15 protein-coding genes and 1 tRNA gene are annotated in these 18,861 nt (G+C 63.5%); 6 read left to right on the forward strand and 10 right to left on the reverse strand.

Translation table 11 applies throughout. The annotated features are described in order from the left end of the window. Positions 1 to 10: 10 nt before the first annotated feature. The 5 genes from NKH99_RS03850 to NKH99_RS03870 are packed head-to-tail and all read right to left on the reverse strand — an operon-like array spanning position 11 to position 4,660. Positions 11 to 787, reverse strand: a complete 777-nt coding sequence (locus tag NKH99_RS03850) for an enoyl-CoA hydratase/isomerase family protein (protein WP_352469513.1) — start codon at positions 785 to 787, stop codon at positions 11 to 13. After that, complete coding sequence (locus tag NKH99_RS03855; RefSeq protein ID WP_353012708.1) at positions 780 to 2,381, reverse strand: acyl CoA:acetate/3-ketoacid CoA transferase; 1,602 nt, start codon at positions 2,379 to 2,381, stop codon at positions 780 to 782. The genes NKH99_RS03850 and NKH99_RS03855 overlap by 8 nt, the downstream gene beginning before the upstream one ends. Continuing rightward, on the reverse strand, positions 2,378 to 3,394 hold the full coding sequence (locus NKH99_RS03860; RefSeq protein ID WP_353012711.1) for a Gfo/Idh/MocA family protein: 1,017 nt from the start codon (positions 3,392 to 3,394) through the stop codon (positions 2,378 to 2,380). The genes NKH99_RS03855 and NKH99_RS03860 overlap by 4 nt, the downstream gene beginning before the upstream one ends. Beyond that, positions 3,391 to 4,446 (reverse strand): LacI family DNA-binding transcriptional regulator, encoded by a 1,056-nt coding sequence (locus NKH99_RS03865; protein WP_352814372.1) that lies wholly within the window; start codon positions 4,444 to 4,446, stop codon positions 3,391 to 3,393. The genes NKH99_RS03860 and NKH99_RS03865 overlap by 4 nt, the downstream gene beginning before the upstream one ends. Next, positions 4,403 to 4,660: a hypothetical protein gene (locus NKH99_RS03870; protein ID WP_353012714.1), complete on the reverse strand. Its 258-nt coding sequence runs from the start codon at positions 4,658 to 4,660 to the stop codon at positions 4,403 to 4,405. The genes NKH99_RS03865 and NKH99_RS03870 overlap by 44 nt, the downstream gene beginning before the upstream one ends. A 28-nt stretch (positions 4,661 to 4,688) precedes the next feature. Here NKH99_RS03870 and NKH99_RS03875 point away from each other — a divergent pair, with 28 nt between their 5' ends. After that, positions 4,689 to 5,843 carry a dihydrodipicolinate synthase family protein gene (locus tag NKH99_RS03875; protein WP_353012717.1) on the forward strand — a complete coding sequence of 385 codons (1,155 nt, stop codon included), beginning with the start codon at positions 4,689 to 4,691 and terminating at the stop codon, positions 5,841 to 5,843. A gap of 162 nt (positions 5,844 to 6,005) precedes the next feature. Beyond that, entirely contained in the window at positions 6,006 to 6,968 is a 963-nt protein-coding gene (fcl, locus tag NKH99_RS03880; RefSeq protein ID WP_353012720.1) for a GDP-L-fucose synthase, read from the forward strand. A 66-nt stretch (positions 6,969 to 7,034) separates the two neighbouring features. Here fcl and NKH99_RS03885 read toward each other — a convergent pair. Continuing rightward, positions 7,035 to 7,109 (reverse strand) — tRNA-Val (locus tag NKH99_RS03885). A gap of 104 nt (positions 7,110 to 7,213) precedes the next feature. After that, entirely contained in the window at positions 7,214 to 7,576 is a 363-nt protein-coding gene (gene cpdR, locus NKH99_RS03890; RefSeq protein ID WP_006199474.1) for a cell cycle two-component system response regulator CpdR, read from the reverse strand. Between the two features lie 153 nt (positions 7,577 to 7,729). On the opposite strand from cpdR, the gene NKH99_RS03895 reads away from it, so the two are divergent. Beyond that, positions 7,730 to 8,671, forward strand: coding sequence for an N-formylglutamate amidohydrolase (locus tag NKH99_RS03895; RefSeq protein ID WP_352539364.1), 942 nt, complete (start codon positions 7,730 to 7,732; stop codon positions 8,669 to 8,671). Positions 8,672 to 8,999: 328 nt separating this feature from the next. Next, positions 9,000 to 9,773, forward strand: coding sequence for a histidinol-phosphatase (hisN, locus tag NKH99_RS03900; RefSeq protein ID WP_352682504.1), 774 nt, complete (start codon positions 9,000 to 9,002; stop codon positions 9,771 to 9,773). 145 nt (positions 9,774 to 9,918) lie between these two features. Here the strand turns inward: hisN and NKH99_RS03905 are convergent, their stop codons facing one another. Further along, on the reverse strand, positions 9,919 to 10,377 hold the full coding sequence (locus NKH99_RS03905) for a styrene oxide isomerase (RefSeq protein ID WP_352469520.1): 459 nt from the start codon (positions 10,375 to 10,377) through the stop codon (positions 9,919 to 9,921). 133 nt (positions 10,378 to 10,510) lie between these two features. After that, on the reverse strand, positions 10,511 to 11,485 hold the full coding sequence (locus tag NKH99_RS03910; RefSeq protein WP_352469521.1) for an alpha/beta fold hydrolase: 975 nt from the start codon (positions 11,483 to 11,485) through the stop codon (positions 10,511 to 10,513). A gap of 476 nt (positions 11,486 to 11,961) precedes the next feature. Here NKH99_RS03910 and NKH99_RS03915 point away from each other — a divergent pair, with 476 nt between their 5' ends. Beyond that, positions 11,962 to 12,426 carry an Hsp20 family protein gene (locus NKH99_RS03915; protein WP_023675381.1) on the forward strand — a complete coding sequence of 155 codons (465 nt, stop codon included), beginning with the start codon at positions 11,962 to 11,964 and terminating at the stop codon, positions 12,424 to 12,426. 90 nt (positions 12,427 to 12,516) lie between these two features. On the opposite strand, the gene NKH99_RS03920 is transcribed toward NKH99_RS03915, so the two are convergent. After that, complete coding sequence (locus NKH99_RS03920) at positions 12,517 to 13,569, reverse strand: threonine aldolase family protein (RefSeq protein ID WP_352501928.1); 1,053 nt, start codon at positions 13,567 to 13,569, stop codon at positions 12,517 to 12,519. Between the two features lie 475 nt (positions 13,570 to 14,044). On the opposite strand from NKH99_RS03920, the gene gltB reads away from it, so the two are divergent. Beyond that, on the forward strand, positions 14,045 to 18,775 hold the full coding sequence (gene gltB, locus NKH99_RS03925; protein ID WP_353012725.1) for a glutamate synthase large subunit: 4,731 nt from the start codon (positions 14,045 to 14,047) through the stop codon (positions 18,773 to 18,775). Positions 18,776 to 18,861 lie beyond the last annotated feature (86 nt).

Consider the following 18,861-nt stretch of genomic DNA (forward strand, 5'->3'; position numbering starts at 1 on the left):
GTTTCAGGTCCTAAGATCTTGAGAACGCCGGTTTCTGCTTGGCGTTGAAAGCATCGACGCCGGTCCTGAGATCGCTTGTCAGCGCGATGAAGCCGCTGGCCAGCGCTTCGGTCGCGGCAGCACTCTCTTCGCCCTCCGCGATGGCAATCATCAGCTTGGCGGCTTCGGTCGCGAGCGGGCCGCGCTCGGCGATCTTGCCGGCCCAGGCCTTGGCTTCAGCGAACGCCTTACCGGTCTCGACCACCCGGTCGACAATCCCCAGAGCAAGAGCCTCGGTAGCCAGAAACACTTCGCCGCCGAGCGCCATCCGCCGCACTGCCTGCGCGCCGAAGCGGCGCACGGCGCGCTGGGTGCCGGACCAGCCGGGAACGACGCCGATCGAGGTTTCGGGGAACCCCAGCTTCACCTGTGTTTCCGCCACGCGGAAGTCTGCAGCGGCCGCCAGTTCCAGCCCGCCGCCCAGCGCATGGCCGGCAAGCACGGCGATGGTCGGCTGCCGCAGCCGCGCCAGCCGGTCGAAGACGCGATGGCCGTAGCGCACCCATTGCACCTGGAAATCGGCGGCGCTCATTTCCGCCCAAGCCTCGACATCGCCGCCGGCGCAAAAGCCCTTGCCTTCGCCGCAGATCAGCACGACGCGGACGCCGGTTGCTGTCTCGGCCTCGTCGAGTGCCGCTTCCAGCGCCCGCAGCATCGGAATATCGAGCGCGTTGAATTTCTCCGGCCGGCGCAGTGTGACAATGCCGATGGGGCCGTCGGTTTCAAAGATTACCAGACGCTCAGCCATGTGCGCCTCCAAGCGATGCGCCGCCATTGAGCGACAGGCCGATCGGCCGGTCCCGGTAGAGCGCATCCGGTGTAATTTTCAGCTCGTTGGCGACGGCGAGCGGGATCTCGGCCTGCGCCAGCACATCGCGCTCAAGGTCGATGCCCGGCGCCAGCTCGGTCACCATCAGCCCTGCCGGTGTCAGCTTCATCACGCAGCGCTCGGTGACATAGGTGATATCCTGTCCCTGCGCGACGGCACGCTTGCCCGAGAAGGAGATATGCTCGACCTCGCCGACGACTTTCTTGACCTTGCCCTCCTGGTCGATGCGGATGCCGCCACCGGCAAGCGACAACTTGGCGCCGGCATTGAAGAAACCGGAAAAGACGATCTTCTTCGCTCGCGCGGTGATGTCGACGAAGCCGCCGGCGCCGGCGGTGACGTGGGGCCGCGCCGAAAGCCTGGACACGTTGACAGAGCCGTGGCGGTCGATCTGCAGGAAGGACAGCAGCGAGGCGTCGAAGCCGCCGGCCTGGAAATAGATGAACTGGTGCGGCGAAGGCATGAAGGCGTCGGCGTTCGACGAGCAGCCGAACTTGAAGTCGAGCAGCGGCACGCCGCCGACCGCGCCCTGTTCGATGACCCAGGTGACCTTGCCGTGCTGGCCTTCCTCGAGCAGGATGCGCGGCACATTGGCCGAGATGCCGAAGCCGATATTGACCGCCATGCCGTCGGCAAGCTCCATTGCGACGCGCCGGGCAATGACCTTCTGGACGTTCATCTCGGCGTTGCGGAAGCTCGACAGCGGCCGGAAAATCTCGCCGGAGATGGCCGGATCGTAGGACGTCAGCGTCGTCTGCAACTGGTCGGGCGCCACGACGATATGATCGATCAGCACGCCGGGCACGCGCACATCGTGTGGCTTCAGCGTGCCGTTCTCGACGACGCGCTTGACCTGCGCGATGACGATGCCGCCATTGTTGCGGGCGGCCAGCGCCTGTTCGAGGCCGCCGAGATAGGCACCCTCATGCTCATAGGTAAGGTTGCCGCGCTCGTCCGCCGTGGTGGCGCGAATGATCGCGACCTGAGGTACGATCGAGCGGAAATAGAGCCATTCCTCGCCGTCGAACTGCTGCACCGAAACGATCGGCTCGCTGGCGGCAGCATTCATGGCGCAACCCTGGCGGCGCGGGTCGGCAAAGGTGTCGAGCCCGACCTTGGTCAGCACGCCGGGGCGCTTGGCCGCGGCCTCACGATGCATGTCGAACAGGATGCCGGACGGCACGTTGTAGGCGGCGACCGTATTGTCGCCGATCATCTTCCAGATCTGCGGCGGTTCCGACGATGAAGGCCCGGACGGATAGGAGCCGCACAAAGTGCGCTTCAACAGGCCGGGCTTGGCTACATGGTCGATGCCCTTGATGCCGTACATGTCACCGGCGGCGATCGGGTGCAGCGTCGTGATGTCCTTGGGATGGCCGTCGGCGTCGAAGCGCTCGCCGATGGCGGCAAGCACCGCATCCGGGCAGCCGAGGCCGCTCGACGACGACACGGAAACGACCACGCCATCCCTAATCAGGCCGGCAGCCTCAGCCGCGGAAACGAGTTTGCTCACGCTGCGCTCCCGAGCTTCGGGTCGATGGCAACGGCCTTGCCGGACCTGGCCGATTGCAATGCCGCTTCGGCTGATGTCAGCGACCAGACGCCGTCCTCGCCGGTGGCGGAAGGCTGGCCCTCGCCGCGGATCGCCGCGTGGTATTGGCGCAGCGAACGGGCATAGAGGTCTTCGCGGTCGAAGCTCAATTCCTCTTCGTCCTGTGCCGTGCGAAGCAACACAGAGCCGAGCGGCTTCTGCGTCATCACGTCCTTGGCGATCAGCGAGCCTTCGCTGCCATGCACCTCGAAGCCGGTGCCGGCGAATTTGGTGGTGAAGCCCTCATGCGATTGGGCAATGATCCCCGATCCGAAGCGCCAGATGCACATGGCGCCGTCTTCCAGCCCGCCGGCGGCCATGCCGGCCGACTGCGTGAATGCCGAGATCTCGACGGGATCGTCGCCGAGCACGAAGCGCAGCGTGTCGGCATCGTGGACGGTGATGTCGAGCACCACGCCGCCGCCGGCGTCCGGCCTGGTGATGCGCCAGCCCTGCAGGTTTTCCGGCAGATAGACGGAGTGGAAGACGCGCGCGGCGATCGGCATGCCGATGCGGCCGGCAGCGATCGCTTCGCGCATCGCCCGATGCGAGCCGGCATTGCGCAGGTGGTGATTGGTGCCGAGCACGACGCCGGCGGCCCTGGCCGCCGCGACCATCTTGCGCGCGTCGGCGCTGGTCAGCGCCAGGGGTTTTTCGCAAAGCACATGCTTTCCCGCCTCGATCGCGGCGAGTGCCTGTTCGAGATGCAATTCGTTGGTGGTCGAGATGTAGACGGCGTCGACATCGGATTTGAGCAGGGCGTCGAGCGTCGAGACCGCCGCCGGAATGCGGTTTTCCCGAGCATAGGCGGTAGCCCGCTCCGGGCTGGAGCTCATCACTGCGGCGATCTCGCCGTCCGGCTGCGCGCGGATGGCGCCGATCATGAACTGTCTTGCGATCGTGCTGGCGCCGATCAGCCCCCAACTGACGGTCATGCCGCGTCTCCCATTCCTGCGCAGCCATGCTCCTTGCGATCGGGGCCGCAGCTTTCCCTGACCACGAGGTTGACGGCGCCGATATGATCCTCGGCGCGCGTGGTGCGCGATTGGATCATCTTCAGCACGACATGGGCGGCGCGCTCGCCGAGGCCAGCGGTGTTCACCGCGACGCTGGTCAGCGCCGGCATATAGTGCTCGGCCTCGGCAACGTCGTCGAAGCCGACGACGGCAAAGTCCGCGCCGGGTTCCAGGCCGCGCTTGCGCAGCGCCAGCAAGACGCCGAAGGCGACCGCATCGTTGAAGCAAAGGGCCGCGGTCGGCGGCGCGGCCATGGCGAGTGCGGTTTCCAGGCAGGCAATACCGCCCTTGCGGCTGGTTTCGCCCTCGAAGACCAGCCTGTCGGCCGGATCGATGCCGAGCGCTTCACAGGCCTCGCGAAAGCCGCCCAGGCGCTCGTGATAGACGACAAGGTCGGACGAGCCGCCGAAGAAGGCCAGCCGGCGGTGGCCCTTGCCGATCAGATGGGCGGTGGCGAGATAGGCGCCGCGATGATTGTCGGGCGTGATCACCGGGATACGGCTTTCGGGAAGCCGGCGCATGACGAAGACGACCGGAACGCCTGCGGTCTCAAGGCGACGGAACGCACCAGGCGTGGTGCCGCGCGCCGGCGACACGACGAGCCCGGCGACACCCTGCTCCATCAACGATTTCAGAACCTCTTCCTGGCGCACCGGGTTTTCAGCCGTATTGGCGATGAAAGGCACGACTCCGGCCGACTGGAAGACGCGCTCCATGCCGACCGCGAGCTCGGCGAAAAACGGATTGGTGAGATCGTTGATGACCATGCCGATGACGTTGGAATGGGCCTTGCGCAGATTGGCGGCGCCGCGGTTGTAGACATAGCCGACGTCCTCGATCGCCTTGCGCACCTTGAGCGCGGTTTCGGGCCGGATCAGCCCGCTGCCTTGCAGCACCAGCGATACCGTCGATTTGGACACGCCCGCCTCACGGGCGATGTCGAGTATCGTTGCCTTGGCCCGGCTGGCCATCCAGATCTGTCCTCCCGGTGGTTTCTTGTGCGATTTTATTGGAACGATCTAATCCCTGCGGCGCATTTGAGTCAATCGCGTTTTTGCGAAGCCGGGAAAAATGCGGCTCGGTGGCGCAATTCTCCGGCAAGCAGGGCTTTCGGCTGCTGCGATGCAGCAATTTTCGCTGCACGAGGCAGGAGTCAAAATATCTTGATTTGTTGGAACGTTCCATTTAATAGGCGTTGGCAAGGGAGAGAGCCATGGACATCACCTTGCCCGGGGAAGGCGCCGGCCGTGTCCGCTACCGGCTTGTCGGCCAGCCGGTGCAGCCTGTGGCCGGCGCTCGCTTCTCGCGTATCGCCTACGCCGCCGCCCATGTCGTTGCCGATCCCCTCGCCATGACCGATCCGTGGTCGAGGCCCGCGGTCGACTGGGACAAGACGATGGCGTTTCGCCATCACCTCTGGGGGCTTGGCTTCCGTGTCGCCGAAGCGATGGACACCTCTCAGCGCGGCATGGGTTTCGACTGGGCGAATGCCAAGGAATTGATCCGCCGCTCGATCGCCGAGGCGCGAAGCGTCGAAGGCGCCGATCTTGCGTCGGGCGCCGGCACCGACCATCTGGCGCCGGGGGGCGCCAGCAGGCTAGACGATGTCATCGCGGCCTATGAAGAACAGCTCGGCTTCATCGAAGGGCTTGGCGGCAAGGCGATCATGATGGCCAGCCGGGCGCTGGCGGGGGTCGCCAAAGGCCCCGACGACTATATCGGCGTCTACGACCGCATCCTGTCCCAGGCCTCCGGCAAGGTCATCCTGCACTGGCTGGGCGACATGTTCGACCCGGCGCTGAAAGGCTACTGGGGCAGCAGCGACTTCGAAACTGCGCTGGAGACGCTGGTCGCGATCATCGAACGCCATGCCGGCAAGGTCGAAGGCATAAAGATATCGCTGCTCGATGCCGGCAAGGAGATTGCGCTCAGGGATCGGCTGCCCGAGGGCGTGCTGATGTTCACCGGCGACGATTTCAATTACCCCGAGCTGATCGCCGGCGACGGCGACAGACATTCGCACGCGCTGCTCGGCATTTTCGATGCCATCGCGCCGGTCGCCAATGCGGCGCTGGCAAAGCTGGCCGACGGCGACCGCGCGGGCTACGACGCGCTGATGGCCCCGACAGTGTCGCTGTCGCGCAAGATCTTCGAGGCGCCGACCGAATACTACAAGGCCGGCATCGTCTTCATGGCATGGCTGAACGGCCATCAGGAGCATTTTTCGATGGTCGGCGGCATGCAATCGGCGCGCGGCATCCGTCACTATGCCGATGTCTTTCGCCTTGCCGACCAGGCAGGGTTGCTGGCCGACCCCGAGCTTGCCATTGCCAGAATGACAAGCCTGTGCACGGTAGCGGGCGTCTGATCGCGAGCGCTACAGCATCCGATCCAAAGGTTGCTTCGGGTGGCTTTGCGATTTGCCTTGTCTGGGCAAATCTGTATGCGGTATGCGTCCGGCAACAGAGAAGCCGATCCGGCGCTCCGCCGGCCAACTGGCATAGCTGCCGTTCTGCATTGGGGTAAGCTGATGACCTTCGACCTTCAGGGCAAGCGCGTTTTCGTGGCCGGACATCGCGGCATGGTCGGCTCGGCCATCCTGCGCCGATTGGCCGACGAGGATTGCGAGGTCCTGACCGCCTCGCGCGCCGAGATCGATCTTCTCGACCAGGCCGGCGTGCGGCGCTGGATGGCCGACCGCAAGCCGGATGCAGTGGTGATGGCGGCGGCCAAGGTTGGCGGTATCCTGGCCAACAACAGGCTTCCGGTCGATTTTCTGCAGGACAATCTCGTCATGCAGAACAATGTCATCGACAGCGCCTTCCGCAACGAGGTGCAGAAGCTGCTGTTTCTCGGTTCATCCTGCATCTATCCCAAATTCGCGGCGCAGCCGATCTCCGAGGACGCCTTGCTGACCGGACCGCTCGAACCCACCAACGAATGGTATGCGATCGCCAAGATCGCCGGGCTGAAACTGTGCCAGGCCTATCGGCGCCAGTACGGCGTCGACTACATCTCGGCGATGCCGACCAATCTCTACGGCCCGGGCGACAATTTCGACCTCAATTCCAGCCATGTCGTGCCCGCTCTGATGCGCAAGGCGCACGAGGCCAGGCGCGCCGGCCGCAAGAGCCTGGAGGTGTGGGGATCAGGCACGCCGATGCGCGAATTCCTGCATGTCGACGACGCCGCCGGCGCGCTGGTCTGGTTGCTGAAGAATTATTCGGGCGAGAGCCACATCAATGTCGGCTCGGGGGAAGACATCACCATTGCCGATCTTGCCCGCACCATCGTGTCGGTCGCTGGCGCCGATGCCGCAATAACATTCGATGCGACGAAGCCGGACGGCACGCCGCGCAAGCTGATGGACGTGTCGCGTCTGTTCGCCACCGGCTGGCGCCCGCGCTACTCGCTGCGCAGCGGGTTGGAACAGACCTATGCCTGGTTTCTGGAGCACGTCGAGACCGGCGATCTGCGCCTCGGTGCGGCCTGAGGCCGGTATTGGCCGGGAACATCAGTCGACGAAAAATACCGACGGCCAATTGAGGGATTATTTGGATGGTGGGCGTGACAGGGATTGAACCTGTGACCCCTGCAATGTCAATGCAGTGCTCTCCCGCTGAGCTACACGCCCATCCGAAGCCGCGCATACACCATTTTTGGTTCGGCACGTCAATAGCGGGAAAAGGGAAAGAACGCCTGGCTTGCGGCGTCGGTCAAGACGCGACAAAAAGCGCGTCAGGCGGCCTGCAGCATCTTTTCGACCTCGTTGACGAGGTCGCGCAGGTGGAACGGCTTCGATAGCACCTTGGCGTCTTTCGGCGCCTTGGAATCAGGGTTCAGCGCGACGGCGGCGAAGCCGGTGATGAACATCACCTTGAGGTCGGGATCGATCTCCGTGGCGCGACGGGCGAGCTCGATGCCATCCATCTCGGGCATGACGATGTCGGTCAAAAGCAGCGAAAAAGGTTCCTCGCGCAGCCGCTCATAGGCGCTGGCGCCATTGTCGAAATCGCTGACCTGATAACCGGCGCGCTCCAGCGCCTTGACGAGGAACCGGCGCATGTCGTCGTCGTCTTCCGCCAGCAGAATGCGTGCCATGTTGTCCCGTCCGAATCACCCAACCGACAATGCCGTGCGGCAAGCCCGTTAACCATGCTGTATATGAGGAGGTGACGGTAAACATCAAGTGAACGTTGGCCGCACAATCCTGATTTGGCTGGCGCTTCGGCGGCTGGACATGCGGGCGGCGAGGTGGCACTTTCCCATCATGATGCATTGGTATTCCCGGGTTCGTCCAAATTGAAAACGGCAGCCGAGGATTTTTCGGTCGTTCCACCCTTCGAAATCCGATCGGGCGCCGAACAGCGCGTTCCCTTCCTCTTCAACTCGCCGCATAGCGGCCGCTACTATCCGGACCGGTTCATGGCTATGGCCAAGCTGGACCGCAACGCCATCCGCCGCTCTGAGGACTGCTATGTCGAGGAATTGTTCGGCGGCGCCGTCGCGCTCGGGGCGCCGATGCTGGCGGCAAACTTCCCGCGCGCCTATCTCGACGTCAATCGGGAGCCGTGGGAACTCGACCCGCGCATGTTCGCCGAACCGGTGCCGTCATTCTGCAACATCCGCTCGGCGCGGGTGGCCGGCGGGCTAGGCACCGTGCCCAAGCTGGTCGGCGAGGGGCTCGACATCTATTCCGGCCGCTTGCCGCTGGCGGAAGCCGTGGCGCGCATCGAAGCGGTCTACAAGCCCTATCACGAGACGCTGAAACGGCTTTTGACCAGAACCCATGCGCGCTTCGGCTACGCCGTGCTGATTGACTGCCACTCGATGCCGGCAAGCATAAGGGTCGGCGACAGCGGATTGCGGCCGGATTTCATCGTCGGCGACCGTTTCGGCATCTCGGCCGCGGCGGCGTTGACCGAGACGGCGATCGGCCTGCTCACCGGCATGGGCTACAGCGTCGCCCACAACAAGCCCTATGCCGGAGGCTTCATTACCGAGCACTATGGCCGCCCCGTGCGCCATCTGCATGCGCTGCAGATCGAGGTCAATCGCGGGCTCTACATGAATGAGCGGACGTTCCAGAGATCGGCTGGTTTCGACGCACTGGCCGACGATCTGGCGCGGTTTTCGGCCGAACTGATGGCGATGCCCGATCACAATTTCATGGATCTGCCGCTGGCCGCCGAATAGCCGCGGAATCGCGGTACCCGCCGCTCATGCGGCAGCGTAAAAAAAGACCGCATCGTTTGCACGACACGGTCGAAGTCTAGGGAGGAAACGCCCAAGGAGGGCATGGACAGGAACCCCTGTCCGAGAACAAACGTATTGTGCGCTGCACAAATGTCAAGGCGCGTTCCGGCTTTTTTAATTCACTGTGAAGTGGAAACTGCATTTCCATGACGGCGGCGTTGCATTCGAGCAACAGTTGGCACCATGCGAAAGGCTCCGAACGCCCTTGTTTCGGCATAAATCCGTAGGCAAACGGGTATCTCCAAACATGCTGGAGCGGGAGAATCAGTTGGACATCAACATCGAGTTCATGCGGCGCATTGCGCGTGCCGCCGCAGCCGAGACCTTGCCGCGCTTCCGCAGCCAGGGCGCGGTCACCAACAAGGAGCGCGGCAGCTTCGACCCGGTCACCGAGGCCGACCGCGAGGCCGAGCGCGCCATCCGGGCGCTGATATCAGCGCAATACCCCGATCACGGCATTCTCGGCGAGGAACATGGCAGCGAAAACATCTCCAGCCGGCATGTCTGGGTGATCGATCCGATCGATGGAACGCGCGCCTTCATTTCCGGCCTGCCGGTATGGGGCACGCTGGTCGGGCTCACGGTCGACGGCGATGCCGTCGCCGGCATGATGTCGCAGCCCTTCACCGGCGAGTTGTTCTACGCCAATGCCTCCGGCTCGCATTATGAAGGTCCCGGTGGCCCCCGAAAACTCGCTACGCGCAAGACGACGAATCTCGCCGAGGCGACGCTGTTCACCACCACGCCGGCGCTGTTCAAGGGAGACGCGCGCCTGCGCTACGACCTGTTCGAGCAACAGGTCCAGCTCGCCCGTTACGGCACCGACTGCTATGCCTTCGCGATGGTGGCGGCGGGCAGCGTCGATATCGTTGCCGATCCCGGATTGAAACCGTACGACATCGTCGCGCTGATCCCGATCATCGAGAAGGCAGGCGGCGTTGTCACCACCTTCGAAGGCGGGCCGGCGGAAAACGGCGGCGACATCCTGGCGGCGGCGACACCGGAGCTGCACGCAGCCGCGATGGCGGCGCTGCGCGGCTGAGCATCCGGTGCACCCACGCGTCTGTTTTGCGCAAATCCGACGGAAACCGCGGTACGGTCCTAAAGCAAAGCGCGTCGCGTTTGAGTGAACTCATGGGACGCGCTTGTTTTATGCATGTTATCGCAAAACCGCTGCGCGACATGCATTAGCTGTCGGCAGGCCAAGCGTCCGAGAGACGCAGGCCCCACAAAATGAGCACGAAAGAGATGAGGCCGGTCGGCGCGGACGAATACGCCACACCTTTGATCACAGCTTCCTGAAAGGCACTTCCGTGGAAGGCTCCGGCCGCCAACGGCATAGTCTCGTTGCCGGCCGCCCAGGCGCTGGCGATCACGTAGGCGGCCAGGATCGCCAAAGCCGAATAGATCAGCAGCCAGAAAGCAATCCGCGACGTCGCCGCGCCGAGATTGAGCCTAGACCATGTGAGGCCTAGAGCCAGCAAGAGAACGCCCTCCAGGGCGCTGAGCGTGTGCGCGGACAGTCCGAGCCGCGGTGCGGCGAGATACGGTATTGCAAACCCTTCGAATGACGAAAACAGCAGCAGCGCGACGCCAATCTGCAGTAGCCGATGCCCCTGACGTGACAGCGTGTTCGATGCGTTCATGGTCGTTTTTCTCCCGGCAAATGGCCTCCATTCTCTTTGGCAGCAACCTAGCGCTCGATGCCTTAACGGGAATAAGGGGCTGCGCCGGACAAGCGACCCGTGCGGGCTTTGTTGGCGGGCGCCGGCAAAGCGGTCAAACAGCGTCGCCGGTTCCGGGGATGAAGGCATCGAATGCCGCAAGCAACTGCTCGCGATAGAGGTCGGCTTCCTGGAGGATCTCATGGCGGGCGCCGTCGATCATCACTAGCGAGCCGACGCGCAGACGCCTCGCATAGGCTTCGACTGCCCTGGTCGAGACGACCTGGTCGGCGCCGGCGGCGATCATCAGCAAGGGCACCTGGATCTTGGCCATGAAATCCGGGTCGCTGACGATCAAGGATGCCTCGGTGGCCGCCTTCAGCCAGCGGATCGTCGGTCCGCCGAGCGCCAGCTGCGGATAGGTTTCGTAGATCAGCGTGTTGCGCCGATAGCGTTCCGGGTCGCTGGTCAGCTTGTTTATGGCGAAGGGCACCGATTCCTTGGGCCGCGGCCCCCATGCGGCATAGAGCCGGCCAAGGCCGAGAAGGCAGAACAGCGAACAGAGGCGGCGGACGGTTTTTACCGAAACCGGCAGGTCCGGCACGGTGAAGAACGGTGCGATCAGCACCATGCGGCGCACGCGGTTCGCCATCGAGGGCGCGGCGAGCAGCGCAATCACCGCGCCGGCCGAGTGGGCTAGTATGTAGTAGGGTCCTCGGCAATCGGGCAGCACGATCTCCTCGAAGAACTGCTCCAGATCGCCGGTGTAATCGAAGAAGCTCCGGACGAAGCCGCGCTGTCGGTCGCCGATCAGCCGGTCGGAAGCGCCCTGTCCGCGCCAGTCGAGGGTTGCCACGCCAAAGCCCCGGTCGGCAAGGTTGCGAATGGTCTCGAAATACTTCTCGATGCACTCGTTGCGGCCGGTCAGGACGACCACGGTGCCCTTCATCGGGCGGGCAACCGCGGCAAACAGCCCATAGCGGATCTTCTTGCCGTCGCGCGTGGTGAAGAAGCCGCCGGCCGCGTTTTCCGGCAGCGGATTGCCCGGAGTTTCCTGGAAGAGAGGGGGCTGGTGGAGAAGATCGGTCATGCGGTTTTTGGTTGGTGTCGGTGCCGGCGTGGGCGCAAGTCAGGCATAAACGCCCATGCGCCAAAAGCAAAGGAATTCGGGACGCCGGGGAGGTCGACCGCCAGGCAGCGAACAAGTAAGGCCGGAAGCAGCCTTGGCGTGCTTCCGGCCTCTGTCGACCGGGAGGAAGGGACGTTACACCCGGTTCGGCCTCGTCGTGTCGCCTTTTCCGGCGACCTGTTCGTGATCTCGAGAACAGTTTTAGTGCCGCCTGGCTGAACGCTCGCCGAAGCCACGGTTCATCTGCCGTTCATCGGCATCGGGACGTGGGCCGGGGACCGGTCCCGTTCGGACGCGGGAAAATCTTGAAATGCCGTCGTCGGCTTCCCAAATTTGGCATGCGGTCGCCAATGTCGGGGCCGCTGGCCCATCCGGAACGCCGTCACGGGTTTCGCACCGGCCATACGCAACCTTGTTGCTCAACAGGAGAACACACCATGCGTCACGTTGATTTTTCCCCGCTCTACCGTTCGACCGTCGGTTTTGACCGGTTGTTCACCATGCTCGATTCGCTTGCGCAGCCGGAAGGCCAGACGTATCCGCCTTACAACATCGAGCGCACGGGCGAGGATGCCTATCGCATCTCGATGGCTGTGGCCGGCTTCTCGGAAGATGAGATTTCGATCGAAGCTCACCGCAATGTGCTGACCGTCAAGGGTGAGCGCAAGGAGGAAGGCAATGGCGAAGGCTCCGAACTGCTCTATCGCGGTATCGCCAGCCGAGCCTTCGAGCGCCGCTTCCAGCTTGCCGATCACGTCGAGGTTGTCGGCGCTGCGCTGAAGAACGGCCTGCTCTTCGTCGACCTCAAGCGCAACATCCCCGAAGAGCTGAAGCCGCGCAAGATCGCGATCACCTCGGCTCCGGCCAAGGCCAAGCAGATCGAGGCCAAGACTGCCGCCTAAGCCAGGCAGCTAAACTCCGGGACGCCAACTCCCCGGGAAGAAAGGGCGGTGCAGCAATGCGCCGCTCTTTTTGCTGGTGGGCAAGGCTTGCTATCCGGCGAGCAGGTAGCCGAAACGGTCGACCTCGTCGGGCGTGGTCGCGAAGCTGGTGACAAACCGATAGAGCGCTTCGTCTTCGCCAATGTAGCCGTCGTAGCCGAGCGGCCTGTGCCAGTCGTGGAAGGCCGCCCCTGCCGCTTGCATTCTTTCGGCCTCGGCCTTTTTCATGACTGCGAAGACCTCGTTCGCCTGCGGCAGCCAGGCCAGCCGGGCCGAAGGGGAATCTTCTATCGCCGCGGCAAGCCGTGCCGCCATCGCATTGGCGTGCCGTGCTGTGTCGAGCCACAGTCCACCCCTGAAATAAGCATCGAATTGCGCGGCGATGAAGCGCGATTTCGAGAACAGCTGGGCCGCGCGCTTACGCAAAAAGGCCAATTCCTTGGCTCGCTCGAGGTCGAACAGCACGATCGCCTCGGCGCACCAACAGCCATTCTTGGTGCCGCCGAAGGAGAGGATGTCAACGCCATGCTTCCAGGTCATTTCGGCCGGCGTTGTTTCCAGCGCGACGAGCGCATTGGCAAAGCGGGCCCCATCCATGTGCAGCGGCAGTCCATGCTGCTTTGCGATCGCCGAAATCCTGGCGATTTCGTTCAGCGTGTAGACGGTGCCGACTTCGGTCGACTGGGTGATCGAAACGGCAACCGGCCGCCCGGAATGGACGTTTTCGGGTGCGAAACGGTCCACCGCCCGTTCCAGATTGCCGGCATCGATCCTGCCGAGTGCGCCTTCGACTGTACAAAGCCGCGAACCGCCGGTGAAATATTCCGGTGCACCGCATTCGTCCTCGATGATGTGCGATTCGCGATGGCAGAAGGAAATGCCGCCTGGCTTGTTATAGGTAGTCAGCGACAGCGAATTGGCAGCGGTGCCGGTGGCGACGAAAAACACCGCGACTTCGCATTCGAAGATCTCATTGAAGCGCTGGTAAACGGTCTTGTCGAGGGCACCGTCGCCATAGGCGGTGGAGAAGCCGTCGGCATGGGCCGACAGGCCGGCAGCGATACGGGGATGGGCGCCTGCCCAATTGTCGGAAGCGAAAATCATGCGTCTGCCTATGCTGGGGAAATCGGTGCGAGCTTGGCCGCTTTCGCATGCCGGCCGCAAGGGGCAGATACCGAAAATCCGCTAAAGCCAGTGAAACGCATGAGCGTAGATGCAGCGACGGAAGGTTACGCTGACACGGCGTTCCGCGCAATTTTCTGTCGCGAAAGCTTCAAGAAATTTGTGAATCGGTCTTGTGTGCATCCAAAATTTCTGTCATAAAAATTTAGGACAGTAGTGCTGTCTTATTTTGTCGCACAAAACTGGCCGCATTGGCATATGATTGCGCCTCTGCGGCCATTGCCGCGAGCGACAGCTAGACAGTCTGGCTCCGGCCTGTACGAATACCATATGCGAACCATGCGGAAAGCCGCACGGTCGGCAAGAATTTCGCAAGACGTGCCGCAGATTGAAAGGGGAGCCACGCGCTTCCCGACGGAAACCAGCGCCCGAAGGGGACGGAACGGAGGACAGGACGATGACGGACATGACGCCATCTGCGACGAAGGCCGCGCAGACGACAGCGGCAGCCGTCAAAAATCCGTCCCTGACCAATATTGGGCGAACCAACACCGGCTATGCCGCGCACGGCCTCTATGATCCGCGCAACGAGCATGATGCCTGCGGCGTCGGCTTCATCGTCAACATGAAGGGCGTGAAGTCGCATCAGATCGTCGAGGACGGCCTTGCCGTGCTCGAAAACCTGACGCATCGCGGCGCGGTCGGCGCCGATCCGCTGATGGGTGACGGCGCCGGCGTGCTGGTGCAGCTGCCGGACCGCTTCTTCCGCGAGGAGATGGCCAAGCAAGGGGTCGAACTGCCGAAGCCCGGCCACTATGCCGTCGGCCATGTGTTCATGCCGCGCGACCCGGAGCTGCAGGCGCATATCGAAGGCATCATCGCCGAGGTGGCGCAACTCGAGGGCCAGCCGCTGCTCGGCTTTCGCGACGTGCCGGTCGATAATTCGTCGCTGTCTAAGGCGCCCGACATCGCCGCTTCCGAGCCGGTGCACCGACAGGTATTCCTGGGCCGCGGCGCCGAGATCGAGAACGACGACGATTACGAGCGGCGGCTCTACATCCTGCGCAAGGTCATTTCCGGCCGTATCCACGAAGAGACCAAAGGCGTCGACAACGGCTTCTATGTCGTCTCGATGTCGTCGCGGACCATCGTCTACAAGGGCATGTTCCTGGCCTATCAGGTCGGCGCCTACTACAAGGATCTCACCGACCCGCGTTTCGAGACGGCGCTGATCCTGGTCCACCAGCGCTTCTCGACCAACACATTCCCGTCGTGGAAGCTGGCGCATCCCTACCGCATGGTCGCCCACAATGGCGAGATCAATACGCTGCGCGGCAACGTCAACTGGATGGCGGCGCGGCAGGCCTCGGTCGATTCCGAACTGTTCGGCAACGACATCTCGAAGCTGTGGCCGATCTCTTATGAAGGGCAGTCCGACACCGCCTGCTTCGACAATGCGCTCGAATTCCTGACGCAGGGCGGCTATTCGCTCGCCCACGCCATGATGATGCTGATCCCGGAAGCCTGGGCCGGCAACAAGCTGATGGGTCAGGACCGCAAGGCCTTCTACGAGTATCACGCAGCCCTGATGGAGCCGTGGGACGGGCCAGCGGCGGTTGCCTTCACCGACGGCCGCCAGATCGGTGCCACACTCGACCGCAACGGGCTGCGGCCGGCGCGCTACATCGTCACCGATGACGACCGCGTCATCATGGCCTCGGAAGCCGGCGTGCTGCCGGTGCCGGAGGAAAGGATCGTCAAGAAGTGGCGGCTGCAGCCCGGCCGCATGCTGCTGATCGACCTGGACAAGGGCCGCATCGTTTCCGACGAGGAGATCAAGTCGGAGATCGCGACCAGGCACCCCTACAAGAGCTGGCTCGCCAACACACAGCTCATCCTCGAGGATCTGAACCCGGTCGAGCCGCGCGCCCTGCGCAGGGATGTCTCACTGCTCGACCGCCAGCAGGCGTTTGGCTACACCCAGGAGGACACCAAGCTGTTGATGTCGCCGATGGCGACCACCGGCCAGGAAGCGGTCGGCTCGATGGGTACCGACACGCCGATTTCGGCAATGTCGGACAGATCAAAGTTGCTCTACACCTATTTCAAGCAGAATTTCGCACAGGTCACCAATCCGCCGATCGACCCGATCCGCGAGGAGCTGGTGATGAGCCTGGTGTCCTTCATCGGGCCGCGGCCCAACATCTTCGATCTTGTCGGCAATTCGCGCCGCAAGCGGCTCGAAGTGCGCCAACCGATCCTGACCAACGGCGATCTGGAGAAGCTGCGCTCCGTCGGCCACACCGAAGACCGTTTCGACACCAAGACGATCGACATCACTTACGGTTCGAATGAAGGCGCGGCCGGCATGCAGGGCGCCATCGACCGGCTATGCGAGCGCGCCGAGGCGGCGGTCGCCGGCGGCTACAACATCATCATCCTGTCGGACCGTCAGCTCGGCCCGGACCGCATCGCCATTCCGGCGCTGCTGGCAACGGCGGCCGTGCATCATCATTTGATCCGCAAGGGATTGCGCACCTCGGTTGGGCTCGTCGTGGAATCCGGCGAGCCGCGCGAGGTGCATCATTTCTGCTGCCTCGCCGGCTACGGCGCCGAGGCGATCAATCCCTATCTCGCTTTCGACACGCTGCTCGACATGCACAAGCGTGGCGAATTGCCGGCGGAGGTCGATGCCTACGAAGTCGTCTCCCGTTACATCAAGTCGATCGGCAAGGGCATCCTGAAGGTGATGTCCAAGATGGGCATCTCCACTTACCAGTCCTATTGCGGCGCGCAGATATTCGACGCCATCGGGCTCAAGTCGGACTTCGCGCAGAAGTACTTCACCGGCACGGCGACGCTGATCGAAGGCGTCGGGCTGGACGAGATCGCCGCCGAAACGGTCAGCCGCCACACCGACGGCTTCGGCAACGACCCGGTGCTGCGCAACAGCCTCGAGGTCGGCGGCGAATACATGTTCCGCATGCGCGGCGAGGCTCATATCTGGTCGCCCGACGCGGTGGCGACCTTGCAGCACGCCGTGCGCCAAGGCTCGTGGGAGACGTTCAAGGACTATTCCGCCCAGATCGACAGCGAGACGGCGCAGGCGCAGACCATTCGCGGCCTGTTCAAGATCAAGCTTGCGCAAGAGACCGGGCGTAAGAAGGTCAAGCTCGACGAGGTGATGCCGGCGGCCGATATCGTCAAGCGCTTCTCGACCGGGGCGATGTCCTTCGGCTCGATCTCAAGGGAAGCGCACACGACACTGGCGCGCGCCATGAACGCCATCGGCGGCAAGTCGAACACCGGCGAGGGCGGCGAAGAGGCCGACCGCTATCTGCCGCTGCCGGGCGGCGGCAAGAACCCCGAACGCTCGGCGATCAAGCAGGTCGCCTCGGGACGCTTTGGCGTCACGGCGGAGTATCTTGTCAATTCCGACATGATGCAGATCAAGGTCGCGCAAGGGGCGAAGCCAGGCGAGGGCGGCCAGCTGCCGGGTCACAAGGTCGATGCGACCATAGCAAAGGTCAGGCACTCGACGCCGGGCGTCGGCCTGATCTCGCCGCCGCCGCATCACGACATCTATTCGATCGAGGATCTGGCGCAGCTCATCTACGACCTGAAGAACGTCAATCCGGCGGCCGACGTATCGGTCAAGCTGGTCTCGGAAGTCGGCGTCGGCACGGTTGCGGCCGGCGTCGCCAAGGCGCGTGCCGACCACATCACCATATCAGGCTATGACGGCGGCACCGGTGCCTCGCCGCTGACCTCGCTCAAGCATGCCGGCAGCCCGTGGGAGATGGGCCTTGCCGAGACGCACCAGACGCTGGTGCTCAACGGCCTCAGGTCGCGCGTCGCGCTGCAGGTCGATGGCGGCCTGCGCACCGGGCGTGACGTCATTATCGGCGCACTGCTCGGCGCCGACGAGTTCGGCTTTTCGACTGCGCCGTTGATCGCGGCCGGCTGCATCATGATGCGCAAGTGCCATCTCAACACCTGCCCCGTCGGCGTCGCGACACAGGACCCGGTGCTGCGCAAGCGCTTCAAGGGCACGCCCGAGCACGTCATCAACTTCTTCTTCTATGTGGCGGAAGAGGTGCGGGCGCTGCTTGCCGAGATGGGCTACACCCATCTCGACCAGATCATCGGCGACACCGACCTTCTGGAAAAGCGCGAGCTGATCCAGCACTGGAAAGCACGCGGGCTCGACTTCAGCAAGATGTTCTACAAGCCCGATGCGCCGCACGAGGCGGTGCACTGGACCGAGCGGCAGAAGCATCCGATCGACGACGTGCTCGACCGCAAGCTGATCGACCTCGCAAAGCCGGCGCTCGAAGCCAGGCAGCCGGTCAGTATCGAACTGCCGATCCGCAACGTCGACCGTTCGACCGGCGCCATGCTGTCGGGCGAGGTGGCAAAGCGCTTCAAGCACAAGGGCCTGCGCGAGGACACGATCTCGGTCAAGCTCACCGGCACGGCCGGCCAGTCCTTTGGCGCCTTCCTGGCGCGGGGTGTCTCGTTCGAACTGGTGGGCGCCGCCAACGACTATGTCGGCAAGGGCCTGTCGGGTGGCCGCATCGTCATCCGCCCGCCGGAGAACACGAAAATCGTTGCTGCCGAGTCCATTATTGTCGGCAATACCGTGCTCTACGGCGCAACCGAGGGCGAGGCCTATTTCTGCGGCGTTGCCGGCGAGCGTTTTGCCGTGCGCAATTCGGGTGTCGCCGCCGTCGTTGAAGGCGTCGGCGACCATGGTTGCGAATACATGACTGGCGGTATCGTCGTCGTCATCGGCCAGACCGGCCGCAACTTCGCCGCCGGCATGTCGGGCGGCGTCGCCTATGTGCTCGACGAGGCGGGTGATTTCGCCGAACGCTGCAACATGGCGATGGTCGAGCTGGAGCCGGTTCCGGAAGAGGACGACCTGATGGAAAAGCTGCTCCACCATGGCGGCGATCTCGACCATAAGGGCCGTGTCGACGTATCCGGCGATATGACCAGCCATGACGAGGAGCGGCTCTACCAGCTGATCTCCAACCACGTCCACTACACCGGCTCGGTACGAGGTCGCGAAATCCTCGACGACTGGGCGACTTTCCGGCCGAAATTCCGGAAGATCATGCCGGTCGAATACCGCCGCGCGCTGATCGAGATGGAGCGGATGCGCATGAACGTGGCGGCGGAATAGATTTGGAAATTGCCGGGAGGCCATGCGTCCCGGCAACCATCTTCATCAACAATCCTGACCTCGGACTGAAGGTTGCCACAGCTGCC

The sequence above is a fragment of the Mesorhizobium sp. M0854 genome, assembly GCF_040319815.1.
In the GTDB taxonomy this organism is placed as follows: Bacteria; Pseudomonadota; Alphaproteobacteria; order Rhizobiales; family Rhizobiaceae; genus Mesorhizobium.